The sequence below is a fragment of the Parafrankia sp. Ea1.12 genome, from assembly GCF_900465275.1.
In the GTDB taxonomy this organism is placed as follows: Bacteria; Actinomycetota; Actinomycetes; order Frankiales; family Frankiaceae; genus Parafrankia; species Parafrankia soli.
This window is the reverse complement of the sequence record NZ_UBIZ01000094.1, coordinates 1-24823: the sequence shown is the minus strand read 5'-3', so window position 1 is coordinate 24823 and position 24823 is coordinate 1. Positions and strand designations below refer to the sequence as shown.

At 70.5% G+C, this 24823-nt stretch carries 23 protein-coding genes; 13 read left to right on the top strand and 10 right to left on the bottom strand.

Annotated elements, in window-relative coordinates; all coding sequences use genetic code 11:
* Positions 1 to 150 precede the first annotated feature (150 nt).
* Complete coding sequence (locus FMEAI12_RS01890; protein ID WP_200835145.1) at positions 151 to 654, bottom strand: MarR family transcriptional regulator; 504 nt, start codon at positions 652 to 654, stop codon at positions 151 to 153.
* Positions 655 to 840: 186 nt separating this feature from the next.
* Here FMEAI12_RS01890 and FMEAI12_RS01885 point away from each other — a divergent pair, with 186 nt between their 5' ends.
* Both FMEAI12_RS01885 and FMEAI12_RS01880 read left to right on the top strand, forming a co-directional pair.
* Positions 841 to 1263 (top strand): helix-turn-helix domain-containing protein, encoded by a 423-nt coding sequence (locus FMEAI12_RS01885; RefSeq protein WP_112104761.1) that lies wholly within the window; start codon positions 841 to 843, stop codon positions 1261 to 1263.
* Positions 1260 to 2132, top strand: coding sequence for an alpha/beta fold hydrolase (locus FMEAI12_RS01880; RefSeq protein ID WP_112104760.1), 873 nt, complete (start codon positions 1260 to 1262; stop codon positions 2130 to 2132). Before FMEAI12_RS01885 ends, FMEAI12_RS01880 begins: the two co-directional genes overlap by 4 nt.
* On the opposite strand, the gene FMEAI12_RS36955 is transcribed toward FMEAI12_RS01880, so the two are convergent.
* Positions 2125 to 2337 (bottom strand): hypothetical protein, encoded by a 213-nt coding sequence (locus FMEAI12_RS36955; protein ID WP_165938867.1) that lies wholly within the window; start codon positions 2335 to 2337, stop codon positions 2125 to 2127. The two genes, FMEAI12_RS01880 and FMEAI12_RS36955, sit on opposite strands and share 8 nt — an antisense overlap.
* Before the next feature lie 2799 nt (positions 2338 to 5136).
* Here FMEAI12_RS36955 and FMEAI12_RS01865 point away from each other — a divergent pair.
* Positions 5137 to 5571 (top strand): PH domain-containing protein, encoded by a 435-nt coding sequence (locus tag FMEAI12_RS01865; protein ID WP_235013594.1) that lies wholly within the window; start codon positions 5137 to 5139, stop codon positions 5569 to 5571.
* A 224-nt stretch (positions 5572 to 5795) separates the two neighbouring features.
* On the top strand, positions 5796 to 6653 hold the full coding sequence (locus FMEAI12_RS01860; protein WP_071064666.1) for an acyl-CoA thioesterase II: 858 nt from the start codon (positions 5796 to 5798) through the stop codon (positions 6651 to 6653).
* Between the two features lie 28 nt (positions 6654 to 6681).
* Here the strand turns inward: FMEAI12_RS01860 and FMEAI12_RS01855 are convergent, their stop codons facing one another.
* The 4 genes from FMEAI12_RS01855 to FMEAI12_RS01840 form a co-directional block, all read right to left on the bottom strand.
* Positions 6682 to 7245, bottom strand: coding sequence for a dihydrofolate reductase family protein (locus tag FMEAI12_RS01855; RefSeq protein WP_112104756.1), 564 nt, complete (start codon positions 7243 to 7245; stop codon positions 6682 to 6684).
* 269 nt (positions 7246 to 7514) lie between these two features.
* Positions 7515 to 8516, bottom strand: a complete 1002-nt coding sequence (locus FMEAI12_RS01850) for an NAD-dependent epimerase/dehydratase family protein (RefSeq protein WP_112104755.1) — start codon at positions 8514 to 8516, stop codon at positions 7515 to 7517.
* 82 nt (positions 8517 to 8598) lie between these two features.
* Positions 8599 to 8913, bottom strand: coding sequence for an HAD hydrolase-like protein (locus FMEAI12_RS39165; protein WP_255565643.1), 315 nt, complete (start codon positions 8911 to 8913; stop codon positions 8599 to 8601).
* A complete protein-coding gene (locus FMEAI12_RS01840; RefSeq protein WP_112104754.1) occupies positions 8850 to 9731 on the bottom strand; it encodes an SAM-dependent methyltransferase in 882 nt (293 codons plus the stop codon). Before FMEAI12_RS01840 ends, FMEAI12_RS39165 begins: the two co-directional genes overlap by 64 nt.
* Before the next feature lie 287 nt (positions 9732 to 10018).
* On the opposite strand from FMEAI12_RS01840, the gene FMEAI12_RS01835 reads away from it, so the two are divergent.
* The 5 genes from FMEAI12_RS01835 (at position 10019) to FMEAI12_RS01815 (ending at position 14580) form a co-directional block, all read left to right on the top strand.
* Positions 10019 to 10498 (top strand): Fur family transcriptional regulator, encoded by a 480-nt coding sequence (locus tag FMEAI12_RS01835; protein ID WP_112104753.1) that lies wholly within the window; start codon positions 10019 to 10021, stop codon positions 10496 to 10498.
* A 116-nt stretch (positions 10499 to 10614) separates the two neighbouring features.
* A complete protein-coding gene (katG, locus tag FMEAI12_RS01830) occupies positions 10615 to 12846 on the top strand; it encodes a catalase/peroxidase HPI (protein WP_112104752.1) in 2232 nt (743 codons plus the stop codon).
* A gap of 125 nt (positions 12847 to 12971) precedes the next feature.
* A complete protein-coding gene (locus FMEAI12_RS01825; RefSeq protein WP_112104769.1) occupies positions 12972 to 13433 on the top strand; it encodes an SRPBCC family protein in 462 nt (153 codons plus the stop codon).
* Entirely contained in the window at positions 13430 to 13870 is a 441-nt protein-coding gene (locus tag FMEAI12_RS01820) for a helix-turn-helix domain-containing protein (RefSeq protein WP_235013592.1), read from the top strand. The genes FMEAI12_RS01825 and FMEAI12_RS01820 overlap by 4 nt, the downstream gene beginning before the upstream one ends.
* A 56-nt stretch (positions 13871 to 13926) precedes the next feature.
* Positions 13927 to 14580 (top strand): DUF1361 domain-containing protein, encoded by a 654-nt coding sequence (locus FMEAI12_RS01815; RefSeq protein WP_112104751.1) that lies wholly within the window; start codon positions 13927 to 13929, stop codon positions 14578 to 14580.
* A gap of 108 nt (positions 14581 to 14688) precedes the next feature.
* Here FMEAI12_RS01815 and FMEAI12_RS01810 read toward each other — a convergent pair whose 3' ends face one another.
* Entirely contained in the window at positions 14689 to 15150 is a 462-nt protein-coding gene (locus FMEAI12_RS01810) for a DUF308 domain-containing protein (protein ID WP_112104750.1), read from the bottom strand.
* A gap of 336 nt (positions 15151 to 15486) precedes the next feature.
* Here FMEAI12_RS01810 and FMEAI12_RS01805 point away from each other — a divergent pair, with 336 nt between their 5' ends.
* Entirely contained in the window at positions 15487 to 16521 is a 1035-nt protein-coding gene (locus tag FMEAI12_RS01805) for a dihydrodipicolinate reductase (RefSeq protein WP_112104749.1), read from the top strand.
* A 122-nt stretch (positions 16522 to 16643) separates the two neighbouring features.
* On the opposite strand, the gene FMEAI12_RS01800 is transcribed toward FMEAI12_RS01805, so the two are convergent.
* Positions 16644 to 18242: an MFS transporter gene (locus tag FMEAI12_RS01800; protein ID WP_112104748.1), complete on the bottom strand. Its 1599-nt coding sequence runs from the start codon at positions 18240 to 18242 to the stop codon at positions 16644 to 16646.
* Positions 18243 to 18397: 155 nt separating this feature from the next.
* Here FMEAI12_RS01800 and FMEAI12_RS01795 point away from each other — a divergent pair, with 155 nt between their 5' ends.
* The gene (locus FMEAI12_RS01795) at positions 18398 to 19078 is read left to right on the top strand and encodes a TetR/AcrR family transcriptional regulator (protein ID WP_071064648.1); all 681 of its coding nucleotides are present in this window, start codon (positions 18398 to 18400) and stop codon (positions 19076 to 19078) included.
* Positions 19079 to 19185: 107 nt separating this feature from the next.
* Here the strand turns inward: FMEAI12_RS01795 and FMEAI12_RS01790 are convergent, their stop codons facing one another.
* On the bottom strand, positions 19186 to 20241 hold the full coding sequence (locus FMEAI12_RS01790) for an LLM class flavin-dependent oxidoreductase (protein ID WP_112104747.1): 1056 nt from the start codon (positions 20239 to 20241) through the stop codon (positions 19186 to 19188).
* Positions 20242 to 20466: 225 nt separating this feature from the next.
* On the opposite strand from FMEAI12_RS01790, the gene FMEAI12_RS01785 reads away from it, so the two are divergent.
* The gene (locus FMEAI12_RS01785) at positions 20467 to 21372 is read left to right on the top strand and encodes a class I SAM-dependent methyltransferase (RefSeq protein ID WP_071059687.1); all 906 of its coding nucleotides are present in this window, start codon (positions 20467 to 20469) and stop codon (positions 21370 to 21372) included.
* Positions 21373 to 21411: 39 nt separating this feature from the next.
* Here FMEAI12_RS01785 and FMEAI12_RS01780 read toward each other — a convergent pair whose 3' ends face one another.
* Positions 21412 to 23763: a nuclease-related domain-containing DEAD/DEAH box helicase gene (locus tag FMEAI12_RS01780; RefSeq protein WP_112104746.1), complete on the bottom strand. Its 2352-nt coding sequence runs from the start codon at positions 23761 to 23763 to the stop codon at positions 21412 to 21414.
* Positions 23764 to 23971: 208 nt separating this feature from the next.
* Here FMEAI12_RS01780 and FMEAI12_RS01775 point away from each other — a divergent pair.
* Positions 23972 to 24823 (top strand): SWIM zinc finger family protein (locus FMEAI12_RS01775; RefSeq protein WP_200835140.1); only part of this gene is annotated, 852 nt, incomplete at its 3' end.

Here is a 24823-nt window from a genome sequence, read left to right as displayed (position 1 = left end):
CCGGTGTGGCCCGTGGCCCACTGCGCGACTCGATACCGACCTGTGTCCATGTCTCACCTCGTTGTTGTGATGTCCGTGGGTACGGTGCTTCGGTGGCCCGGAGTCTGCAGCCCGGGCTCCGGCTGGTGGACGGGCGATACTGCCTGGAAGTCAGGCGGGCAGGGCGTTTCCGGCCGCCTCGCTCGCCTCCTCGGCGGCGTGGGCGACGAAGTCGTCGACCAGCCGGTGGAGAAGAGTCCCGCAGTCGTGCAGCTCCCGCGGTGACCACTGCGCCAGGGCGGCCTGCACCGCGCGTCGGCTCGCTGCCCGGATCCGGTCCGCCGCCGCCCGTCCCGAGGGGGTGAGCTCGATGAGCTGTGCCCGTCGGTCGTCGGGGTCAGGGACGCGCGTGGCGAGGCCGGCCTTTTCGAGGAGATGCGCCTGCCGGGTGACGTGCGGGGCCTCCACCTGCAGGAGGGCCGCGAGCTCTCCCGGGCGCATGGCCCCGGACTCATCGAGCTGACGTAGGACGGCCATGGTGGCCCGATCCAGCGGCACCCCGGAAGCGATCTTCATCCGCTCGTGCCGTCTGGTCCGGGTGAGCAGATGTGCCATCCGGTTGACTGCTTGTTCAAGCTCGATCGTCTCCGGGGATACGGCCGAGTCGGTGATCACGGGTTGCTGCGCGGACATGCAGGTAGTGTAGTCAATTTACTTAACTTAATTAAGGAAATCCGCGATTCGCCTTGCGGTGGCGGCCCTCGCTCCCGATGACCCAGCTCCGCTGGCTCGCATCTCTCGCTTCAAACTACTTTATCATTACCTAAACAAACGTTCTAATGGTCGTGTTAAGCTGCGTTTGTGGAGCGTCTCTACTCGGTTGATCAAGTTGCCGACCTGTTGGGCCTGCATGTGCGGACAGTGCGCGGATACGTGCGTGGCGGGCAGCTGAAGGCGGTGCGGATCGGCAAGCAGTACCGGATCGCGCATGAGGACCTCGAGGTCTTCACCGGCCGTTCGCTGTCGCCGCCCGCCCGGGAGACGGTCGCACGTGAGCGGCACGTCGGGGTGTCGAGCATCGTCGAGGTCGAGGCGGTCAGCCCCGACACGGCGAGCCGGGTGAGCACCCTGCTCACCGCCGCGACCGCCCATCGGCGCGACGCACCCGTGCGGATCGAGACGGTCTACGACGAGGAACGGGCGCGCATGAAGATCATTATTCTGGCTGGGATCGACGACACCGTGTGGCTGCTGGAGCACGTCAAGGCGGTCCTCGAGTCATGACCGCCATCTACCGGACCCAGGCGGGCGGGAACGAGGTCCGGCGGCGCTACGCCGAGATCCTCAGCGGCTGGCCGGTGCCGGCCGAGCACCTGCGCCTCCCGACGCGAGAAGGGGAGACATTCGTCGTGGCGTCCGGTGCTCCGGGCTCGCCGCCCCTTCTGCTGCTGCACGGCTCGGGCACCAACGCGGCGATGTGGATGAGTGACATCCCGGCATGGGCGGAGCACTTCCGCGTCCACGCGGTCGACCTGATCGGCGAGCCGGGCCTGAGTGAGCCCAGACGTCCCCCGCTGAGTTCGGAGGCCTGTGCGCTGTGGCTGGACGACGTGCTCGGGGCGCTGGGGATCACACGTACAGCCGTCGTCGGAGCGTCGCTCGGCGGGTGGCTGGCGCTGGACTACGCGACGCGACGGCCGGATCGGGTGGAGCGTCTGGTCGCCATGTGCCCCGGGGGCCTCGGCAGGCAGAAGGTGGGCTGGGTGCCCAAGGCGATCATGCTGCGCCCCTTCGGGGAGTGGGGCCTGCGAAAGACGCTGCAAACGGTAGCCGGCTTCGACTTCACGGCGATCCAGACCGCCAGCGGCCTGGACGCGTCGCGTACCCAGGAGTTCCTCGACTACATGGTATTGACCCACCGCCATTTCAGGCCCCGCACCGAGCGCCTGCCCCTGTTCTCCGACGACGCCCTGCGTCACCTGACCATGCCGACGCTCGTGATCGTCGGCGAGCGCGACGCGATGCTCGACTCCCATGAGACTGCCCAGCGAGTGACTCGCACCATCCCGCACGCCATCGCCACGGTTCTCCCCGGCGTGGCACACAGCATCACCGGCCAGACCCAGCCCATCCTCGATTTCCTGCTCAGCTGATCCCGCGCTCCGCATTGATCTCCCCTCGACGGCGAAGGCCCGACCGGCTCCCCCGGGAAAGCCAGGGCGCATGTGGTCGGGGACAGTCGATCTCGCAGGTGTTCGCGAACTCGGCGGCGTTGACGGCGGCGTCGTAGAGCCCGTCCTCGAAGGAGCACCGGTGGATGGTGACCGGCTCCCCGGTCGGGCTGAGCTCGCGGAGCACGTCGCCTCCGGCCCGCCTAGGTCGATCATCACCTCGCAGCGTCCTTCCTCCTGGTCTGTATTTCCGGAGGTCCGGGTTTCGGTGGATTCCACTGCGATTTTCTGGAAACCACCATACTGGCGCCATTCAGTGAATCCGCCTATCTGTACGCAACTCGCCACCGACGGGCGGGAACGGTTCCCGGGGCAGATTCCGGAATGATCGGCGACAAGCTGGTTGGGTAAGGGTCCCGAACCGAACGGATTCTTCCTGGTCGACATCGACTCGTGGTTCAGCTGCGCCCACACCCGGGGCCGGACTGGATGAACCTCGGTGGGTCCGTCGGGGTCATCCTCGTCACACACGCGGTCCCAGGCATTGAGCCGTCTGACGGGGCGTCGGCGATCTGGGCGGAGGCCGGGGCGGCGAGCAACAGCATGAGCGCGGCCGTGGCGGTCACACCAGCCCGGGCGGCTCCGGCTGGAGCTCCGACCTCATCGGGGCCCGCACGGAAGGCCGGCTGCCATCGTGGAATCGCGGTCCGCCGCCTGTGTCCCATCACGCTCGTCCGCCCCCTCCGCTGCGTGTCCGTAGGCTTTGTGTGTACCCGTCCTGCGGCTGCGACACTCCGATGTCGAGCGGGTGCGGACGGTGCTGGTGACTTGAGGGTCACCTTATGATCATTAGTCCCGGTCTGGGTCTCGCGGCGGTCTCGACCGCCGCGCCCGGACCGCCGTGCCGCACCCACCCGCTCACTACGCCGGGGTGGGTAGTCGCCGTCCGGCGTGGGCCCTGTCCAGCCTCGGGTAGGGCCTACAGACACCCTGCCCCGGCGACCCGAGGACACCGGCCCCGGACCGGCGCCTCCGCGCGGCAGCCACCAGGATCGTCACGCCACGGCGACACAACCAACCGGCGGAACGCGGCTCCGGATAATCCACCAGCCCGCCATACAGGCCAGGCGAAAGATGCGAGCCGGCGGCGCTTTCGGCCGCACCGAGGGCTGGTGCGGTGGATGGCCAGGATGATATTCGATAGATCTTTTCTCATTCCATCGACATTCTTTCTGCATCTGGCGGGGATACTGGCGGCCGGGCCATGCATCGCCCGTCCTCCATCTGATGGTGAAGCGCAGGTCGCCGTTGAGCGGTCCGAGCCTAGTAGCGCAGTTACCTCGACGGCCCTGCCAGAAAATGAGCAGAGGAGTGTCATGACTCTCAACAAGAGCCGCGTTTATGCAATGCTAGCCACGGTTCCGGCGGCTGTGACCTTCGCCTTCGCAGCGCCCGCCTCTGCTCAGACCGCGGTTGGTGGGCCGACCGTGGGTGGCACGACCGTGGCTGGTGGTGCCGGTACGGCGGTTGGCGGGCCGACTGTGGGTGGTACGACGGTCGCCGGCGGCGCTGGTGCCGGTACCGCGGTTGGTGGGCCGACCGTGGGTGGCACGACCGTGGCTGGTGGTGCCGGTACGGCGGTTGGCGGGCCGACTGTGGGTGGTACGACGGTCGCCGGCGGCGCTGGTGCCGGTACCGCGGTTGGTGGGCCGACCGTGGGTGGCACGACCGTGGCTGGTGGTGCCGGTACGGCGGTTGGCGGGCCGACTGTGGGTGGTACGACGGTCGCCGGCGGCGCTGGTGCCGGTACCGCGGTTGGTGGGCCGACCGTGGGTGGCACGACCGTGGCTGGTGGTGCCGGTACCGCGGTTGGTGCGCCGACCGTGGGTGGTACGACCGTCGCTGGTCGGGGCATCGGCATCCCGATCGGTGTCATAGCGGTTGGTGCGCCGACCGTGGGTGGTACGACCGTGGCTGGTGGCGCCGGTACCGCGGTTGGCGGGCCGACCGTGGGTGGCACGACCGTGGCTGGTGGCGCCGGTACCGCGGTTGGTGCGCCGACCGTGGGTGGTACGACCGTCGCTGGTCGGGGCATCGGCATCCCGATCGGTGTCATAGCGGTTGGTGCGCCGACCGTGGGTGGTACGACCGTGGCTGGTGGCGCCGGTACCGCGGTTGGCGGGCCGACCGTGGGTGGCACGACCGTGGCTGGTGGCGCCGGTACCGCGGTTGGTGCGCCGACCGTGGGTGGTACGACCGTCGCTGGTCGGGGCATCGGCATCCCGATCGGTGTCATAGCGGTTGGTGCGCCGACCGTGGGTGGTACGACCGTGGCTGGTGGCGCCGGTACCGCGGTTGGCGGGCCGACCGTGGGTGGTACGACCGTGGCTGGTGGTGCCGGTACCGCGGTTGGTGGGCCGACTGTGGGTGGTACGACGGTCGCCGGTGGCGCCGGTGGCGGTGGTACAGCGGTTGGTGGGCCGACTGTGGGTGGTACGACGGTCGCCGGTGGCGCCGGTGGCGGTGGTACAGCGGTTGGTGGGCCGACTGTGGGTGGTACGACCGTGGCCGATGGCGGCGGTACGGCGGTTGGCGGGCCGACTGTGGGTGGTACGACCGTCGCCGGCTGAAAATCGCGTGGATGATTGAGACCGCGCTGACCAACGGCCCTCCCTTCGCCTCTGCCGGCGTCAAGCAGGCAGCGGGCGGGGGGAGGGCCCGTCGGCGTGAGGCGGGCTCGGCATCAGCCGTCGGGTGCCCCTGATAGACGCCGCGCGCCGACGATTCTCGCGGCCAACGTCGATCTTCTGGGGACTGGTGAAGAAGTCGAACTGAAAACCGATCCTTGTCAGGGTTGCCGCGCAGCTAAACATGCGACCGTACGTCAAGGGAAACCCGGGGGGTCGGCGTGCGGAACTATAGATACCTGGCTGCGAATGAGCAGACAATTGTTCAGATTCGACTGCACTGGGTGGTAATTGCCCGGTTGGTTCTCGGCACGGCGGCCATCCTCGTCGGTGTCCTGGCCCTCTCCATCTACTCGAGGGCCCATGGCGCGGGTGCCGGTTTCCTGCTCACGCTGCTGTGGTGGGTCGCGCTGGCCGCGGTCGTACGACTGCTGTGGCGCCTGCTCGACTGGCACCGCACCAACCTGCTGATCACGAGCTCGCGGATGATCAAAGTGTCCGGGATCATCTCCTTGCGGGTCCAGAGCATCCCGCTGTCGAAGATCACGGATATCTCGTACACCCTGGATCCCAACGGCCGGGTGCTTGGCTACGGCAAGTTCGCGATGGAGACCGAAGGGGACCACGCGAGCGAGCTGGAGAAAATCGATCACGTTCCCCGGCCCGACCGGTTCTACCTGCTGCTCTGCAACAGCATTTTCGGGGGTTCCCCCGAGCCGGCCGCGGGCGACTGACCGTCCGGCCATCGGCTCCTGTCGGCCCCGGGCCCGGGGTGGAATCGGCGGCAGGCGGCACGGAGCACGGCGTAGCCTCGCACGGTGTCCCTGATCCCGCCGTTTCGGCTGGTGGCAGCCCTGCCCGCGAACCCGGCCGTCGAGCGGCGCACCGTCGTGACGCCGGTGAGCCGCGCGCCGCGCCGGTGTGCGACGTCCGACCTGGTGTCTGGCGGCGGACGTCGATGACCGAACGCAAGCCCGACTTCGCGGACCTGCTGATGTTGGAGTCCGTGGACCGCGACATCTTCCGTGGTCTGTGCCATGACGGCGCACCGATGCGCGCGTTCGGCGGGCAGGTCGCGGCGCAGGCCCAGGTGGCCGCCGGCCGGACCGTCGAGCCCGACCGGCGGATGCATTCGCTGCACGGCTATTTCCTCCGCCCCGGCCGCACCGACGCACCAATCGTGTACCTCGTCGAGCGCATCCGGGACGGTCGGTCGTTCACCACCCGCCGCGTCAGCGCCGTGCAGGACGGGGAGACCATCTTCTCGATGTCCGCGTCGTTCCAGCGGCCACGCGACGCCGACGAGACGCACCAGCGAGAGGCCCCGGATGTGCCCGAACCCGAGACGTTGCGGCGGTGGTGGGGGCCGATCGACGAAGCCCCCGAATACCGACCGTTTCTCCTGATCGACATCCGCTCGACGACCGGTGTCCCCGGGAGGGCCGCGACCCCACCGATCGCCGCGGCGCCCGGCCCGGCCGACGGGATGCCGCGGCAGAACGTCTGGGTACGGGTCGACCAGGTGCTGCCGGACGATCCGCTGCTGCACGTCTGCGCGCTGACCTACCTGTCCGACCTGACCCTGGCCAGTACCGCGAACCTGCCCTATATGGCTCTTCCGGGGCGGCTCGACATCGTCTCCCTCGACCACGCGATGTGGTTCCACCGGCCGTTCCGAGCGGACGACTGGCTGCTGTTCGCGCAGGACAGCCCGAGCGCCGACAGCGGGAGAGGCCTCTCCCGGGGCATGTTCTTCACCCGGGACGGCCTGCTCGTCGCCTCCGCGATCCAGGAGGTCGGCCTGTTCCGCCGCTGAGGCCCGCCCGCCGCCGGTGGGCGCCGGGTCAGCGGACGACCTCGAACACCTGCTTCTGGACACCGTTCGGGTAGGCGTCGCATTCGACCAGTTTCAGCATGGTCTTGTCCTTGTCGGCCTCGCTGAACAGCCGCTTTCCCGCGCCGAGCAGCACCGGGAACACCAACAGGTGGTAACGGTCGACCAGCCCGGCGTCGGCGAGGCTCTTTCCCAGCGTCGCGCTGCCGTGCACCGCGATCGGGCCGCCCTCGGTCTCCTTCAGCTTCGCGACGTCGTCGACGGAACGCAGGATCGTCGCCGGCCACCGCGAGTCGTCCTCGGCGAGCGTGCTGGACACGACGTACCGCGGCATCGCGTTGTAGCCGGCGAAGTCGTCCATCGTCGGCCAGACCGGGGCGAAGGCCTCGTAGCTGGTCCGTCCCAGGAGCAGTGCCGTGGTCTCCTCCTGCTCCCGGCCCTTGATCTCGTAGGCGGCGGGGTCGAAGTCGATGTCCTTGAAGGTCCAGCCGGTGTTGCGGTACCCCGCCTCCCCGCCCGGCGCTTCCATGACTCCGTCGACGGACACGAAAGCGGTCACGATCAGTGTGCGCATCCTGAACTCTCCTCAGCCATGTCGTGGACGTCCCGCTCCGCCTCGCTCGCGGCCGTGCCGTCCACCCCGGTGTGTGCTCTGGTTGGACCGACCCAGCGCACGGAACTCATCGGTGCCGAGCCACAGCATGACGACGGGCGCCCGGGACAACTCCGTCCCGTGGCCGTGGCGGGCGGACCCAGGTTCCCGCAGCCCGCTTTGGACGGAGCCGCACCCGCAACCTCGCCTTCGCTCCCGGAACGCGCCAGACCGGGGCCTACCCCCTACCGTCAGCGGCCGGTCTGGTGCTGTTGCTCGAGGTAGAACTTCGCGGCCGCGCGGACGGCATCCGGTGTCGGGGACGGATCCCAGCCGAGTTCCCGGGTGGCCTTACTGTGGTCGAGCGGCGGCATGAAGTGCATGAGCCGGGTGCTGACGCTGTTCATCACGACGTCGCGGCGCAGCACACGCCCCGCCACGTCACCGAGGCGGCCTACAGCCTTCATCACGGTGAGCGGGATCCCGAAGCGCGGCGGTTTCGCCCCACCGGCCTCGGCCGCCGTCGTGACCAGTTCCTTCCAGGTCATGTAACGCTCGCTGATGATGTACCGCTCGCCGACGCGGCCCTTCTCCGCGGCCAGCAGGAACGCGCGGGCGGCGTCGGAGATGCCGACGACCTCCATCGCCGCATTGCCGAAGTAGAACGGCAGCCTGCCCTTCGCGGCGTCGGACACCATGCGGCCGTGCGGGGAGCCGTGGTCGGGCGCTCCGTAGGTCGTCGACACGCACATGACGATCCCCGGCAGCCCGTGCTCACGGCAGTAGCGCAGGACGAGGTTCTCGGCGGCGACGCGCGCCTGGATGTACGGCCCACCCAGGTGCTCCCAGGTGTGCGGAACGCTCTCGTCGGCCGGGCGGCCGTCCGGCGAGAGGCCGATCGTGCCGACGGTGCTGCAGAACACGAAGCGCCGCACCTGGGCTTCGAGCGCCGCGTCCAGTGCGTGCCGCAGGCCGTCGACGTTCGTCGCGAACAGCGGCGCCGGATCGCGCAACCAGGCCCGGGTGTCGACGACGCAGTAGTACACGGTGTCGACGCCGTGCATCGCCTCGCGGATCGCCGCGTCGTCGACCAGCTCGCCATAGCAACGTTGCACCGGTAAGTCGTCGAAAGCCCGCGTGGAGCTGGATCGGCGAATCCACACGCGGACGTCGTCGCCGCGCTCCGCGAGCTGCCGTGTGACGTGCGAACCGAGGAAACCGCTCGCTCCCATGACCAGGTGTGTGCCGACCATGAAATGACCACCCTTCCGCATTCCTCGGGCCCATTTCCCCTGCGCCCATTGCCTTCCCTGGGCCCATTGTCGCCGCGGCGCGCTACCGGCGCGCCTGTTGCAGCAGCGGGAGCGCTTCGGTGAGGGCACCGACCTCCGCGATCGAGGTCAGGTCGGCGGGGCGGGGCCGTCCTGACCGGTTGACCCAGATGGTGGGGATGCCCAGCGTGTGGGCGCCGGCGACGTCGGAGGTCAGCGAGTCGCCGATGTGGAGCACGGCGTCGGGGGGGCAGCCCGAGCAGCCGCGTCGGGCTGCGTGAATCCGGCGCGGCTGTGTCTCGGTCGACGAGCGCGTCAGGCCGGCCTGTGGCCGATGCCGACCCGGATCACGGTGGATTCGGGCTCGTTCGCCCGCCACTGCGTCGCGAGGACGACGCCGGGGTCGAGGAGCTCCCAGCCGTCGAAGAACCGGGTGATCTGATCCGCTGTCCGCGCGTGGAAACTGCCGGTGGACGCCTCCCGCATCAGGGCGTACGCCGCCGCCAGATCCTCGGCCGGTACGTCGCCGGACGGTGCGTCGGTCGCGGGGATCGGATGGGTGAGGACGAAGTAGCTGCCGGGGGGCATCGCATCCGTCAGGGTGCGCACGATGGCGTACGGATCGTCCTCGTCGGGAATGCAGTGCATGACCGCGATGAGCATCAGGGCGATCGGCTGGGTGAAGTCGAGGGTCTCGGCGGCCTTGGCGAGGATCTCGGCCGGCTGGCGGACATCGCCGTGCACGTAGGCCGTGCGGCCCTCGGGGCTGCTGGTGAGCAGCGCTCGGGCGTGCGCGAGCACGATCGGGTCGTTGTCGGCGTAGACGATCCGGGAGTCCGGAGCGGCGCGCTGGGCCACCTCGTGGGTGTTGTCGGCCGCGGGCAGGCCCGTGCCGATGTCGAGGAACTGGCGGATGCCGTGCTCGGTGGCGAGCAGGTTCACGGCGCGGCGCAGGAAAGAGCGGTTTGCGCGGACGCTCTCGGTGACCGTGGGCATCGCGGCCATGACCGCCTCCGCCAGTTTCCGGTCGGCCGCGAAGTTGTTCTTCCCGCCGAGCCAGTGGTCGTAGACCCGGGCGATGTGGGCGACGTCGGTGCGCAGGTCGACCGGCTCACCCTTGAAGCCCTGGACCGTGCCGCTGGTCGTGACCGACTTGAAGTCCCACGACCTGTCTCCGGGGAAGCCGCTCTCGGCCAATTACTCTCGGTCCTTCCAACATCCGTCGGGGCATCGCGCTGGACACCGCTGATCGGTACTCCGGGCGGGGACGGTGGCGTCAGATAGCCGAATACTACGCATTCGAGACGAACTGTGGCGCATCGTGGCATCCGGTGGCTCGGGTCACCGCAAACGCCCAGCTCAGAGGCTCGCGCACCCGCTTCGAGCCCACGGCGCCGGGGGCCAGGGTCCTGTAGCGGGGAGCATATCGGGAACTTGGAGTGGTGTCCTGGTTACTTTCTGGTTTTCTTGACTGGTTCCAGAAAATGGGTGACCATGTGGTGGTGGCCACGGCGGAGGAGTTTCAGCGGATGTTGCGCGGGGCCGAGCTGCGCGTCACCCGTCCGCGGGTGGCGGTGCTGACGGCGGTCTACGCGCATCCGCACGCGGACACCGACTCGATCGTCGGTTCCGTGCGCGAGGAGCTTCCTGAGGTGTCCCACCAGGCGGTGTACGACTCGCTGCGGGCTCTCACGACGGCCGGCCTGATCCGGCGTATCCAGCCGGCCGGCTCGGTGGCCCGTTACGAGTCGCGGGTGGGGGACAACCACCATCACGTCGTGTGCCGGTCCTGTCGTGCCATCGCCGATGTCGACTGCGCGGTCGGCTCGGCGCCCTGCCTGGCCGCGTCCGACGACCGCGGCTTCTCGATAGACGAGGCCGAGGTCTTCTACTGGGGCCGGTGCCCCGACTGCTCCCCACCGGCGACGCCTGACCGCCCCCGAGTCGCCCCTGACCGCACCTGACTCCTTCCGATCTGTCCCTACCCGCTCCCGATCCGTCCCCGATCCGTCCAGACCGTTCCTGATCCGTCCCTGTCCGCTTTCGATCCGCTGCTGATCCGCCAACGACGGAGGATCCTGTGTCCGAGAATCACGAGACAGTTGTTTCCGAACTGAACGAGGAAAGCGGTGGCGGCTGCCCGGTCGCGCATGAGCGGGCCCCGCATCCCACCCAGGGCGGCGGGAACCGCGGTTGGTGGCCGAACCGGCTCAACCTGAAGATCCTCGCCAAGAATCCCGCGGTGGCCAATCCGCTCGGTGAGGAGTTCGACTACGCCGCGGCGTTCCGGACGCTCGACCTCCCCGCCGTCAAGCGGGACATCGCGCAGGTGCTGACGACGTCGCAGGACTGGTGGCCGGCCGACTACGGTCACTACGGCCCGTTCATGATCAGGATGGCGTGGCACAGCGCGGGTACCTACCGCATCAGCGACGGCCGTGGTGGTGGCGGCGCCGGGCAGCAGCGTTTCGCGCCGCTCAACAGCTGGCCGGACAACGGGAACCTGGACAAGGCGCGCCGCCTGCTGTGGCCGGTGAAGAAGAAGTACGGCCAGGCGCTCTCCTGGGCAGACCTGATGATTCTCGCCGGCAACGTCGCCCTGGAATCGATGGGTTTCACGACCTTCGGCTTCGCCGGTGGCCGCGAGGACGTCTGGGAGCCGGACGAGGACGTCTACTGGGGTCCGGAGACCACCTGGCTCGGCGACGAGCGCTACACCGGTGACCGGGAGCTCGAGAATCCGCTCGGGGCGGTCCAGATGGGCCTCATCTACGTCAACCCGGAGGGCCCGAACGGCACCCCGGACCCGCTGGCCGCGGCCCGCGACATCCGCGAGACGTTCCGCCGCATGGCGATGGACGACGAGGAGACGGTGGCGCTCATCGCCGGCGGCCACACGTTCGGCAAGACCCACGGCGCGGGCGACCCGGACAGCGTCGGCCCGGAGCCCGAAGGTGCCCCCCTCGAGGCGCAGGGCCTCGGCTGGAAGAACGCCTTCGGTACCGGCAAGGGCGCGGACGCGATCACCAGCGGGCTCGAGGGCGCCTGGACTCCCACCCCGGTGAGCTGGGACAACAGCTTCTTCGAGACGCTTTTCGGCTACGAGTGGGCGCTGACGAAGAGCCCGGCCGGGGCCTACCAGTGGAAGCCGAAGGACGGCGCCGGCACCGGCACCGTCCCCGATGCCCACGACGCGGCGAAGAGCCACGCCCCGACGATGCTGACGACCGACCTCGCCCTGCGGTTCGACCCGGTGTACGAGTCGATCTCCCGGCGGTTCCTGGAGCACCCGGACGAGCTCGCGGACGCGTTCGCCCGGGCGTGGTTCAAGCTGACCCACCGCGACATGGGACCGGTCGCGCGCTACCTCGGCCCGGAGGTCCCGGCCGAGACGCTGCTGTGGCAGGACCCGGTGCCGGCGGTGGACCACGAGCTCGTCGACGCCGCGGACGTCGCCGCGCTGAAGGCCCGGGTCCTCGCGTCGGGCCTGTCGGTCTCCGAGCTGGTCGCGACCGCGTGGGCGTCGGCCTCGACGTTCCGTGGCGGTGACAAGCGCGGCGGTGCCAACGGCGCGCGCATCCGCCTTGAGCCGCAGCGCGGCTGGGAGGTCAACGAGCCGGACCGGCTGGCGGCGGTGCTGGGGACGCTGACCGGCATCCAGGAGGAGTTCAACGCCGCCCGGACCGACGGCAGGCGGGTCTCGCTCGCCGACCTGATCGTGCTCGCCGGTGGTGCCGCCGTCGAGCAGGCCGCCCGCGGCGCCGGGTTCGACGTCGAGGTCCCGTTCACGCCGGGCCGGACCGACGCGTCTCAGGAGCTGACCGACGTCGAGTCGTTCGCGGCGCTCGAACCGGCCGCCGACGGGTTCCGTAACTACCTCGGGAAGGGCCAGCGCCTGCCGGCCGAGTACCTGCTGCTCGACCGGGCGAACCTGCTGACCCTGAGCGCCCCCGAGCTGACGGTCCTCGTCGGTGGCCTGCGGGTGCTGGGGGCGAACTTCCGGCAGTCACCGCTGGGGGTCCTCACCGCGACGCCCGGGGTGCTGACCAACGACTTCTTCGCCAACCTGCTCGACCTGGGCACGACGTGGCGCCCGAGCGGCGAGGACGACAACGTCTTCGAGGGCCGCGACGCCGCCACGGGCGAGCTGACCTGGACCGGCAGCCGCGTCGACCTCGTCTTCGGCTCGAACTCCGAGCTGCGTGCGCTCGCGGAGGTGTACGCGAGCGACGACGCGCGGGAGAAGTTCGTACGCGACTTCGTCGCGGCCTGGGTCAAGGTGATGAACCTCGACCGCTACGACCTCGCCTGATCCCACCGCCTGGGTGGCCCCGCCGGGCCACCCAGGCGGCCGTCGAGGCGAGAAGCAACCGATGGTTGCTGGATGTCGCCCTGCCGGGTAACCTGACGAGCAACCAAACGTTGCAGGAGGATGTCATGGAACTCGGCACAATCGAGCGGGAGATCTACGTCGAGGCGGCGCCCGAGATCGTCTTCGAGGTGGTGAGCAGCCCCGATCACCTCAGGCAGTGGTGGCCGGACGACGCCCGCTACGAGCCGACGCCCGGCTCGACGGGGCAGATCGTCTTCGGTGACTGCAACGCCGGCGGGACGGCGGTGGCGTTCACCGTCGTCGACGCCCGACCGCCGCGGACGTTCTCGTTCCGCTGGACGCACCCGGCCAGCGAGGCCGCGGTGGAGGGCAACTCGCTTCTGGTCACCTTCGAGCTGACCCCGTCGGGCGCCGGGACGGTGCTCCGGATGACCGAGACCGGTTTCCGCGAGATGGGCTGGGAGGTCGCCGTCCTCGAGCAGCAGTACCAGGAGCACGTCACCGGCTGGGACTTCTACCTGCCGCGGCTCGCGCCGTACGTCGCGACGCTTCAGCTGCGGCCATGAGAACCGCCGTGGCCGAGAACGTCGACGACGACCTCTGGTCCGCGATCGGGGACCCGACCCGGCGCCGGATGCTCGACCTGCTGCTCAGCGAGGGCCACGGCACCGCGACCACGCTGAGCCAGCGGCTGCCGGTCACCCGCCAGGCGGTGGCCAAGCACCTCGTCGTCCTCGACCGGGTCGGCCTCGTCCACGCGACCCCGGCAGGCCGGGAGAAGCAGTATCGGGTGGACGGCGCCCAGCTCGCCCGCGCGGTGGCCCAGCTGTCGTCCGTCGGGTCGGCGTGGGACGCCCGACTACAGCGGATCAGGCACATCGCCGAGTCGATCCAGCGCACCCAACGCGCCGTCGTCTTCGAGGATCATGAGGACGGCCCTGCTCACCAGGCAGGGGACATGCTCCGTCCGGGCCATGCCAGGGAGGAGAACGAGCACCGGTAGCCCGCGGCGGCCGTGAAAGCGGCCGCTCGGGTGCGCCTGATACGCACAATGCAACCATGGGTGTGCTGGAAGTGGTGGCGCCGAGTCTGACTGAGGTCGTCCGCGGCAACGCGCGGTGGATGATGTGGAACACCCTGCTGGCCTGGGCTCCGGTCGTCCTGGCCTGCGGACTGTTCCTGGGTGGCGCCGACCGGCATCCGCCGCGTTCGCCCCTGTGGTGGGCCGGGCTCGTGCTGTTCGCGCTGTTCCTGCCCAACGCCCCGTACGTTGTGACCGACCTCGTCCATCTACGGGACGATGTGTTGGTGGCGGGCGGCGACGGTCCCGTGGTGACCGCGGTGCTGCCTGTCTACGCGGTGTTCATCGGGTCGGGTTTCCTCGCCTATTACCTGTCACTGGCCGGCCTGCGCCGGTATCTCGGCCGCGTAGGCCGGGCGGAGTGGCAAGGCCGGGTCACCGTGGCGGCACACGCCCTGTGCGCCGTCGGGATCTTCCTGGGGCGGTGGGCCCGGCTGAACAGCTGGGAACCGGTCGTCGACCCGCACGGCACGTTCGAGCGGATCGTCCTCCAGTTGTCCTGGAGCTGGGCGCCGATCCTGATCCTGGCCACCTTTCTGGTGGTCTGGATCGGCCATTTCGTGACGAGGGCGGTGGCCGGAGCCGCCTGGGACGCCGCCCTGCGCGGAGCCCGCCTGCTGCGCGTCCTGTGACCTGTCGGCTGGCGAGACGACGACGCCCGGGCCGGGTGAATCCGGCTCGGGCGTCGTCGATTGTCAGGAGGCGGACCGCCGCGTCGCGCAGGGGGAGGCGGCCGTGTATCACGCGTACAGCATTATCCCGATCACGAGACCGATCACCGTCCCGGCGATCGCCACGATTGTCGCCGCCTTCCCCCGGCTGCTTCGCCTGCTCCAGGCCACCGCGCCGCAGACGATGCCGGCCACTCCGGCGACCGGGAACAGCACACCGACCGCGCCCAGGACGAATCCCAGGATCCACAGCGTGCGGACACCAGAGGTTTCACCAGCCGGGCCGGGGCCGTGCGGGTACGGCGGGCGGCCGAACTGCGCCTGCGTCTGTCCGTTTTCCGGATACGGCAGATAACCGCTCTGGTCAGCCGATGGCTGCGGGTACGCACCCTGCGGGGCAGCCTGGCCAGTGGCATTGTGCCCGGCCCGCGGCGTGGGGTTCCGACCGGCCTCCGGCATTGGCGGCGCGTAGGGGCTGTCGCCTGTGACCTGGGGATTCCCGGTGTTGTGGACCGTTGTCGGCCTCGTCATCACGACTCCGTTCTCTCCACGGTTTCTGCTGGCGTCGGGCCGGTGCGGCCGGACCTGAAACAGCTCCTACCCGGTTTACCGCCGGACTCACCCACGACATCGCATTCGGAAGGACACCGCCGAGAGCAGCCGGATCTCCCTGGGTGCGCTGCGGGTGCGGGCGGAGCGCGACGGTCGGATGTCGTCACGCCTGCCGCATGGCCCGCGGCCCTGGCGTGGACGACCCGGCATGCCGTGATCGTGCCGCTCGGCCACGTTCGGCGCAGGGCCTGTTCTGACACCATGAGGGCCGGTGTTCCCGCCGCAGCCTGGCACCCTTCGAGAAGGAGGCGACCGATGGTCAACCCGTCGCGCCCCGTACGTGTCGTTCAGTGGTGCACCGGTCGTATCGGCCAGATCTCCATTCGTCATTTCGCGGCCAACTCCGCGTTCGAGCTGGTCGGTGTCTACACGACTTCCGCGGCAAAGGACGGTGCGGACGCGGGCGATCTCGCCGGGATCGCCCCGCTCGGCGTCACAGCGACCACGGACAAGGGGAAGCTCCTCGCCATCGACGCCGACTGCGTGCACTACGCGCCGTTACGGCCCGACCTTGACGACCTCGAGGCCCTCCTGCGTTCCGGGAAGAACGTCGTCACACCGCTGGGCTTCACGTTCCCGCGGCCGGACGACGAGCAGACGATCCGGCTACAGGCGGCCTGCCGGGCGGGCGGGACCAGCTTCCACGCCGGTGGCATCCACCCGGGTTTCGTCGGTGACATCTTCGCGCTCGTCGGTTCCCGGCTGCACAGCCGCCTCGACCAGGTGGTCGTGACCGAGGTGGTCGACTTCAGCGGCGCGCCGGCGAGCGAGATGCTCACAGCCTTCGGGTTCGGGCGGGACCCGGACGAGGCCCATCGGACGCACCGGCTCGCCCTGGACGCGTACAGCCAGTCCATCGGCCTGCTGGCCGCAGGCCTCGGCCTTACGGTCGACCGGTACGAGTGTGGCCTCACGGTTGCCGTCAGCGACGAGGACCTCGTCGTCGCCTCGGGGGTCATCCCGACCGGCAAGGTGGCGGGAATGTGCCGGCGCTGGGAAGCGGTCGTCGACGGGCGTTCCGCGATCGTCTTCCAATCGAAGTGGAAGATGGCGGACGATCTCACTCCGGAGATCGTGAACGGCGCGAGTCGGTACATCGTCGAGTTCTTCGGCGAGCCGGCCACCACGTTCACGATCGAAGCGAATCCGTCCGGCGGCTCGGCCCATCCCGGCCAGACCTGGACCGCGATGTCAGTCGTCAACATGATCCACGACGTCGTCGCGGCCCCACCCGGCATTCAGACGCACCTTGACCTTCCGCTGGGAAGATCGCGCGGCCTGTTCCACTGACAGCTGCCCACCCTGGCGACGAGCCCCGTTCCGGGGCCGTCGCCAGGCGACGGGGGCGTATCCGGCATCCGGTCAGGCCGACCGGATGCCGAACACGGCACACGACGATCAGACCGTGAACATCAGTGCACGACGACGGGGGTTCCGTCGCTGCTGTCGCCGCGCCGGACCAGGAGGGCCAGCCCCGCCGCGACGAGCGTCGCGATGCCGGCGACGACGAGGGAGACGTGCAGGCCGGTCATGAAGGCCGCGTGGCTGCCCGCGGTCACGGCGGCCTGGACGGATTCCGACGCGCCGGTCACCTGGGGCGCTACTCCCTGGCTGATGAGCTGCTCCGAGTCGGTCAGCCGGTTCGCGACCTCGGCGGGGGTGCCGGCGCCGGTCAGCCTGTCGACCATGACCGATGCCACGCGGCTGCTGAGCACCGAGCCCAGGACGGCCGTCCCGACGACCCCGCCGAGCTGCAACGCCGTGGTCTGCAGGCCACCGGCGACCCCGGCGTCGTCGACCGGGGCGTTGCCGACGATCGCCTCCGCGCTGGCCGTGATGACCAGGCCCATCCCGATGCCGAGCATCAGCAGCGACGGCCACAGCGCGTTGAAGCTGGAGCCGGGCTCGAGCCCGGTCAACAGGAGCAGCGCCGTCCCGGACAGCACCAGGCCGATCACCATCGGCGGGCGGGGGCCGAACCGCTCGGTGGCGCTGCCTGCGATCGGTGACATGATCATCATCGCCAGGGTTAGCGGCAGAATGCGGACACCGGTCTCGATCGGCGAGGTGTCCTGGACGTTCTGCAGGAACAGCGTGACGAAGAACAGCACACCGAACAGCGCGAAGAAGTTGATGACGAGAACAGCGCTGCCCACCGAGATCGACCGGTTGCCGAAGAGCCGCATCGGCAGCAGGGGAGCGGCCACCCGGGTCTCGATCACCGTGAACAGCACCAGCACGGCCAGCCCGGCGAAGACGCAGGCGAGCGTCTTCGGGTCTGTCCAGCCCCAGGTTGACGCCTTGATCAGGCCGAACACGAGGCCGACCAGGCCGCCGGACAGGGTGATGATGCCGGGGATGTCGTGGCGCTGCCCGGTGCTCTCGCTGCGGGACTCACGCAGCACCGCCAGGCCCACGGCCAGCGCGATCGCGCCCATCGGCACGTTGATGTAGAAGACCGACTCCCAGCTCACGTGCTCGACCAGCAGGCCGCCGATGATCGGTCCGCCGGCGATCGAGATGGACGACGCGCCGCTCCAGATGCCGATCGCCCGGTTCAGCTCCTTGGGCGGGAACGCGCCGCGCAGGATGGCCAGCGTGTTCGGCATCAGCATGGCTCCGAACACGCCCTGGAGCGCCCGAAGCGCGATGATCCCGACGATGTTGCCGACCAGGCCGATGGCCAGTGAGGTGAGCCCGAACCCGACCACGCCGATCAGGAAGATCAGCTTGCGGCCGTACCGGTCGCCGAGCTTGCCGCCGAAGACCAGCAGGGCGGCCAGGGCGAGGAGATAGGAGTTCGTGATCCACTGCAGGTCGGTCAGTGAGGCGCCGAGATCCTCGGCGATGCGCGGGTTCGCGATCGAGACGACCGTCCCGTCCAGGCCGACCATGATCACACCGAGGGCGACGCTCGTCAGCGTCCACCAGGGATTACCCCGCCGGCCGCCGGTGCCCTCCGCTGGCGCGGACCGCGTCCGCTGATCGTCGGCGATGACGGGCTGTGACATTGCGGAAATCCTTTCGCCGGACAAGCGGGCGGTCGTGACGATTGGTATAAACGGAGGAGATCTTCCGGATAACCTTAGCAGGTTAAGTGGAGAGATACCTCCGTATATAAAGGTAGGCTCGTCACATGGACAGTGCGCGACGCGGCGGAAACCGTGTGGCGACGGCTGGGCGAGCCGGGAAGGTAGTCCCCGCACTGCGGGTCGACGCGGAGCGTAACCGCGAACGCATTCTGCAGGCTGCCGAAGAAGTCTTCGCGGAACGCGGTATCGACGTCGGTCTGGAGGAGATCGCCCGCCGGGCCGGGGTCGGGATCGCCACGCTCTACCGCCGCTTCCCGACCCGCGCCGACCTGCTCGAGGCGAGCTTCGAAGGAAAGATCCGCGAGTACCTGGTGGCCGTGGGCCGGGCGCTGGAAAGCCCGAGCGCGTGGGCGGGTTTCCGGCAGCTCGTCGAGTACCTGTGCGGCGCTCAGGCGTCCAACGCGGGCCTGCGCGATCTGATCACCCTGCGGTTCCCGTCGTCCAGCGTGGTCGAGGAACTCAAGGCGCAGGCACACGCCGGCCTGGAGGAGCTCATCGCGCGGGCCCAGCGGGAGGGCTCGCTACGGCCCGATTTCGTCGCCGCCGACATCGGCATCCTGCTGCTCGCGAACGCCGGCCTGGTCACCGCGACCCATGACGCGGCGCCCGACGCGTGGCGCCGCTTCACCGCCTACCTGCTCGACGCCTTCCGTGCCGAGGGCACGGCGCGAACCGATCCCGTACCGGTTGCACCCACCCCGGATCAGATCGAGCGCTCCGTGCAGAGCATGGCCACGACCGTCCGGCGCGGCTAGGAGGCCCGGCCCGGCCCGGAGCCCTGTCCTGCCCTGCCCTGCCCGGCGTGGGCGCGGCTCGGGCGCAGGACGGCTCGAGGGCGGCCTGGGCGGGCGCGGCGCTCGGGTCAGGCCGCCTGGCGCCAGGCTTCGGCCAGCGCGGCGAAGCTGCCCTGGCGGCGGGCCCGGTCCAGGCTCGGCGTGACGATGACGATCTCGTCGACCTGGGCCTGCTGCTTCATCTCCAGCAGCCGCTCGGCCACGGCCTTCGGCTCGCCGGTCACCATCCGGCCGTCGTCGGGGCGTCGGGCGGCCCGGAACCGCTCCGAACGGGCATAGCCGCGGATGTCCTCCGGCCGCAGCGGCTCGCGCACCCCGCGGCTGATGTTCTGGATGGTGAGGGTCCAGGCCGCCTCGAAGTCGAGCGTGGCCTCCTCGTCCTCACTGGCGAAGGCGAGCACGGACATCGCGGAGTACGGCTGCGTGCCCTCGGCCCGCGGGGTGAACTCGCGCCGGTAGGCCTGCAGCGCGTCGAACGCCAGCTCAGGGCTCATGTGGTGGGCGAACACCGCGCTCATGCCATTGACGGCGGCGAACCGGGGGCCATACGGGCTCGAACCCAGGACGAACATCTCCGGGCGCTCGTCGATCACCGGCGCTGCCACCAGCTGCGCGTAGGGATGACCGGCCGGGAAACCGTCACCGAGGAACGCGAGGAGCTCGCCGACCTGCCCGGGGAACTCCGCGCCCGCGTCGGCGGACGCCCCGCGGCGCAGTACGTGCGCGGTCAGCGGGTCGGTTCCCGGCGCCCGGCCGAGCGCGAGATCGACCCGCCCCGGGTACATCGCGAGCAGTGTCCGGAACGTCTCGGCGACCTTCATCGGCGCGTGGTTGGGCAGCATGATCCCGGCCGCGCCGACCCTGATCCGGGACGTCTGCGCCCCGACGTGCGCGGTCAGCAGCTCGGGGGAGCTGCACGCCAGGCTGGTCATGTTGTGATGTTCGGAGACCCAGTACCGCCGGTACCCGGCCGTCTCGGCGGTCCGGGCGACGGCCACCGCCCCGGCGATCGCCGCGCTCGGACTCTCGCCGTGCTCGATCCCCACGAAGTCGAGCACCGCCAGCGGAAGCGAACCCTCAACGACATCCACCTCAGGGTCAATGTCCCCGCCGTCCACGGGCATTCCCTCGTCAGTCGCGAACGTCGTCAGTCGCGGATGTCGTCAGTCACGAACGCGCCGTCCGCAGGTCCGCCTCCGCGACGAATGATCCCGGCCCGGCCCGGCCGAGTTGACAGGGGCGTGGGCCTGACGGGTCATGGATGGCTGGAGACGGCAGGCGCGGTCGTCGTTGAACTGGCTGGCCGGGCGGCGGGGCGGGCACACGATGAACCGGGTGGTGGGTGTGGCATGAAGGCGGCCGGGGGTAGCCGGACAGCCGTGCTGGTCTGCCAGGGCCGGGCGGTCGCGGACGGGCGGATCGCTCCCGGCCGGTTCACCGACCCGGTCGCGGTCTCGCTCCTGCGGGCCGACGAGCGGCGCACGGTCGAGCAGGTGCGGGCCGGCACACCGCCCTCCGGCTGGCTCGAACGTGTCGACTACGAGTCGGTGCGGGCCTGCGCGGAGATCGTCGTCCCGCGCACGATCGCGATCGACGACGCGGTGCGCGAGCGGACCTCCCCGCAGGTCGTGCTCCTCGGCGCCGGCCTGGACGACCGGGCGTGGCGCATGCCGGAACTCGCCGACCGCGTCGTCTTCGAGGTCGACCACCCGGACTCCGCGCGCGACAAGCGTCAGCGGCTCGCCGGGCTGCCGGCGCCGACGCGGCCGGTGCGGCCCGGGGAGCCCGGGGAGCGCGTGCGGTTCGTCTCCGTCGACCTCACCCGCGACCGGCTCGAAGGCGCCCTGGCCGCCGCCGGCCACCGGGCCGACACGCCCACGACCTGGATCTGGGAGGGTGTCGTCCCGTATCTCACCCGCCCGGAGGCCGCCCGGACCGTGGCCGCCGTCGCGACCCTCTCGGCCCCGGGCAGCCGGCTGATCGTCAACTATCAGGCCCCGCAGGCCGCGATCGCGATCGGGCAGCTGATCGCCCGCTCGATGGACGTCCTGGCCCGCCGCCGCGGGATCTGGGCGAACGAGCCCTGGCGGTCACGCTGGACGGCATCCGCGATGCGGGACCTGCTCGGCCGCAACGGCTTCACCGTGCGCAGCGACGATGACCTGCTCACCATCGCGACCAGGCTGACGACGCCCACGCCGCGTCGCGCCTCGCTGCGCAGCGGTCGGGTCGCCGTCGCCGACCGACCGGCCTGAGCGGACGTCCAGCCGGCGGGGCGGAATGTCAGGGGAGGCTCAGCTCGGTAGCCAGCCGGCACCGGGCGGGTGCTCCGGGCCGGGCCGGGCGTGAATGCCGGCCCACACACTGTCCCGCGCCCTTGTGATGGCGACGTACATCTGCCGGCGCTCCAGCTGGACGCGTTCACCGAACGCGTCGGCGGACTCGGACGGCCATTGCGGCCGCGGGAAGAGATTGCGATCGGGAATGCAGACGTGGGCGAAGTCGAGGCTTTTGGCGCGGAAGTACGTCCCGACCTTGACCGCCTCGCAGGTGGTTCCGTCGTAATTCATGAGGGAGACCGCAGGAATTCCCCGTTCGGTGAGCACCCGCAGCCATCGCCGCTCCGCGTCGTTCGTCGGCACGAGCACCGCCATGTCGCCGTAGCGCACGTTCCGGTGCTGCCTGAACTCGACGAGATGGTCGCAGAGCGCGGCGTCCTGCGCCGTCTCGCCGGACACGGTGACCTCGTGGATCTCGCCGCCGGGGCGCTCGACGTCGACCTCGCGGCGTCCCCGCTCCCGGACGCCGTCGAGATCCTCGAAGCTGTCGTCGGCGAGCACCGCCTGGGCGTAGCGCAGAATCCGCTCGCGGTTGCGGTAGTTCCGCGCCAGCACGGTGGAGCGTCCGACGACGGCGACGCCGGCCTCGGCGAGGGTGAAACCGCCGGGATAGATGGACTGCTGGCCGTCGCCGACCACGAGCAGGCCGTCCGGCCGGTCGCCGACGAAGGCGTGCAGCATCTGCAGGCCGACACAGGTGAGGTCCTGCACCTCGTCGACGATCACCGCGTCGTACCGGGTGTCGGAGCTTTCCCGCACCAGGTCGCGGGCGCGCAGCAGGACATCGTCGCGGTCGAGGACGCCGCGCTCCACCCGGAGCTGCTCGTACCGCTCGTAGAGGTCCCACACCGCGCGGCGGTGGGTCGGCTGCAAGGGGGTGCTGCGCCCGACCCGAGCCAGCTTCGCGTACTGCGCGAACTCGGTCAGGCCCCGGCCCTTGATGACCGTCGCGATCTCGTCCTTCCAGTACCCCGTCACGAGGCCGAGCCCGGGCAGGGCCGAGTACTGCCCGACCTGACCCCACGCGCGCCAGAAGCAGGTGTCGGCGACGTCCTGCTGGTGCTGGTGCGCCAGGCCGTGCTCGCGCAGGCAGCGGGCGGCGACGGCGTGCACGGTGGCGAACTCGACCCGGTCGACATGGTCGGGGGCCATCCGGGCGAGCAGCGCGCGGTAGACCGGGCCGAGGGTACGCACCAGCGTGGTGAACAGCACCCGTTCCCCACGCGCGGCCAGGTATTTGGCGCGGTGCAGGGCGACGACCGTCTTGCCGGTGCCGGCCGCGCCGCGCACGCGGGCCGGCCCCGACCACTGCCGTCCGGCGAGGCGGGCCTGCTTCGGGTGCAGCCAGGTCATCCAGGTCTCGACGGGCTCGCGGTCCGCGGCGTCGCGGAGCTCGCGCCAGAGGTCCTCGCGGCTCATCAGCGCACCCTGACCCGCCTCGCCGTCCACTGAGGCCCTGGACGGTGCCGTGGCGATCGGCGCGACTGGCACGAGGGGCAGAAATGGCGTGACCGGCGTGACCGGCGCGGTTGGTGCGCCCATGGCCGCCGTGACCGCGCGGGGAGTCCCGGAGGCGGACGGCGTCGGCGGGCCCGGCATCGCCGCCTGCCGAGGTGCCTGCCGAGGTGCCTGCCGCGCGGCCTGGCGGCGGACGGGCCGGGCGGCCGGTGCAGGCGGGTCCGTGGCGCGGGGCATCGGCGGGCAGCCGTCCGCGAGACAGGTCAACAGCCGTTCGACCAGGTCCGGTGCCAGACGCGCGCCGCGGCGGGCCAGGTCGCGGGTCAGGTCGTGCGCGCCGAGAACCGTCACCCGGTCGACCTGTTCGCGCAGGTTGGACCGCCCGGCCATCACCAGCAGCGGCACCACCTCGGTCGGCGGCAGGCCCGCGTCCGCGAGGACGTCCTCGACCGCCACGGTCTGGTCCAGGAGCTTGCGGAGATCGTCGTCCGCGTCGGCGTCGCCGCGGCGCAGACGGCCGTTCTCGATCGCGAACTCCCGCCAGTTCTTCACGTCCAGCACGAAGACCCCGCCGGGCCCGACGACGATCACGTCGATGTTGGCCCGGCGGGTTCCCGGCCACTGCCGGTCCGGCAGCAGGTGCCAGCCGGCGTCGTACATCGAGACCAACGCGCGGGCGACGCTCTGCTCGGCCCGCCCACCGGCCTCCCACCGTCGGACCTCGCGCTCGAGCTGCGCCAGCGTGTCGTTGATGTGCCGGAGCTGCAGCTCGAAGCCGTCGATCACCTGCCGGAGCTCGACGGCTCTCCCGAGGGCTGACGGCGTCGGCAGCGCCGCGCTGGAGATCATGTCACTGTCTCCTCGCTTAGGGTCAATAAGCGGCCTCGGTAATCTTTGTTCGTTTGCCTTCGTTTGTCGATGACGGCGGCTTTCGAAGTCCGACAAGGCTTGGATGTCGCCGTAGGTGTCCCTAAGCCTTCGAACGCTGGTTCGAACGCGTGCGTCGGACCTTGCGGACGGAACGGAACTGTCGGACCCCGCCGGCAGAATCGCCGTCGTGTCGAACACCACCAGCCCACCCGTCGAGCGCGGGCAGGCGCTCGCCCTGGCGCCGGATCAGGCGTCCGTGAAGGCGGGCGAGAGGCTCGCGGTCGCCGGGTCCTGGCCGCTGGCGGGCGGCGACGCCGAGGCGCTGTGGGGCGAGTGCCGGGGCAGCGGAAAGTCGCCCTACCGGGTCGTCGTGGCCCTCGCGGATCATGCCTCGAAGTGCTCGTGCCCGAGCCGGAAGTTCCCCTGCAAGCACGCTCTCGGCCTGATGCTGCTCGCCGCGGCCGGCGGCGTGGCCGGTGCCGGCGGCGGGCGTCCGCCGTGGGCCGCGGAATGGCTCGACCGGCGGGTGGCGCGCTTCGCCGCGGCGGCGAGCGCGGGCACGCGGGCCGCCACCGGGCCTGAGTCCGAGCGCTCCGCGGCGGGGGCGGCCCGGCGCGAGGCGAGCCGTGCGGCCAAGGTCGACGCCGGTGTCGCGGAGCTGGCCCGCTGGCTGTCCGATTTGGCCGGGGAGGGGCTCGGAGCCGCCCAGGCCAGGCCGGCCGACTGGTGGCGGGCCGCCGCCGCCCGCATGGTCGACGCGCAGGCACCCGGCCTCGCCGAGATGATCCACGAGGCCGCGCAGATCGCCGGGTCGGCGGCCCGGCGGCCTGACTGGCCGTCCCGGCTGGTCGACCGCGTGGGGCTGCTGCACCTGCTGTGCGAGGGCTGGGCCCGCCGCGCCGACCTGCCCGCCGACGTCGTGGCGGTCCTGCGCGACCGGATCGGTTTCACCGTTCCCGTGGCCACGGTGCTCGCCGGCGAGCACGTCGTCGGCGAGGTCGACGTGCTGGGGGCGCACGAGTTCGGCGCGGGGCGGGCG

What these genes read in the sequence shown, in the direction of transcription:
- FMEAI12_RS01880 (WP_112104760.1), top strand. Translation starts at nt 1,260, where the DNA reads ATGACCGCCATCTACCGGACCCAGGCGGGCGGGAACGAGGTCCGGCGG.
- FMEAI12_RS01860 (WP_071064666.1), top strand. Translation starts at nt 5,796, where the DNA reads ATGACCGAACGCAAGCCCGACTTCGCGGACCTGCTGATGTTGGAGTCC.
- FMEAI12_RS01855 (WP_112104756.1), bottom strand. Translation starts at nt 7,245, where the DNA reads ATGCGCACACTGATCGTGACCGCTTTCGTGTCCGTCGACGGAGTCATG.
- FMEAI12_RS01850 (WP_112104755.1), bottom strand. Translation starts at nt 8,516, where the DNA reads ATGGTCGGCACACACCTGGTCATGGGAGCGAGCGGTTTCCTCGGTTCG.
- FMEAI12_RS01835 (WP_112104753.1), top strand. Translation starts at nt 10,019, where the DNA reads ATGGGTGACCATGTGGTGGTGGCCACGGCGGAGGAGTTTCAGCGGATG.
- FMEAI12_RS01825 (WP_112104769.1), top strand. Translation starts at nt 12,972, where the DNA reads ATGGAACTCGGCACAATCGAGCGGGAGATCTACGTCGAGGCGGCGCCC.
- FMEAI12_RS01820 (WP_235013592.1), top strand. Translation starts at nt 13,430, where the DNA reads ATGAGAACCGCCGTGGCCGAGAACGTCGACGACGACCTCTGGTCCGCG.
- FMEAI12_RS01815 (WP_112104751.1), top strand. Translation starts at nt 13,927, where the DNA reads ATGGGTGTGCTGGAAGTGGTGGCGCCGAGTCTGACTGAGGTCGTCCGC.
- FMEAI12_RS01810 (WP_112104750.1), bottom strand. Translation starts at nt 15,150, where the DNA reads ATGACGAGGCCGACAACGGTCCACAACACCGGGAATCCCCAGGTCACA.
- FMEAI12_RS01805 (WP_112104749.1), top strand. Translation starts at nt 15,487, where the DNA reads ATGGTCAACCCGTCGCGCCCCGTACGTGTCGTTCAGTGGTGCACCGGT.
- FMEAI12_RS01800 (WP_112104748.1), bottom strand. Translation starts at nt 18,242, where the DNA reads ATGTCACAGCCCGTCATCGCCGACGATCAGCGGACGCGGTCCGCGCCA.
- FMEAI12_RS01790 (WP_112104747.1), bottom strand. Translation starts at nt 20,241, where the DNA reads ATGCCCGTGGACGGCGGGGACATTGACCCTGAGGTGGATGTCGTTGAG.
- FMEAI12_RS01785 (WP_071059687.1), top strand. Translation starts at nt 20,467, where the DNA reads ATGAAGGCGGCCGGGGGTAGCCGGACAGCCGTGCTGGTCTGCCAGGGC.
- FMEAI12_RS01780 (WP_112104746.1), bottom strand. Translation starts at nt 23,763, where the DNA reads ATGATCTCCAGCGCGGCGCTGCCGACGCCGTCAGCCCTCGGGAGAGCC.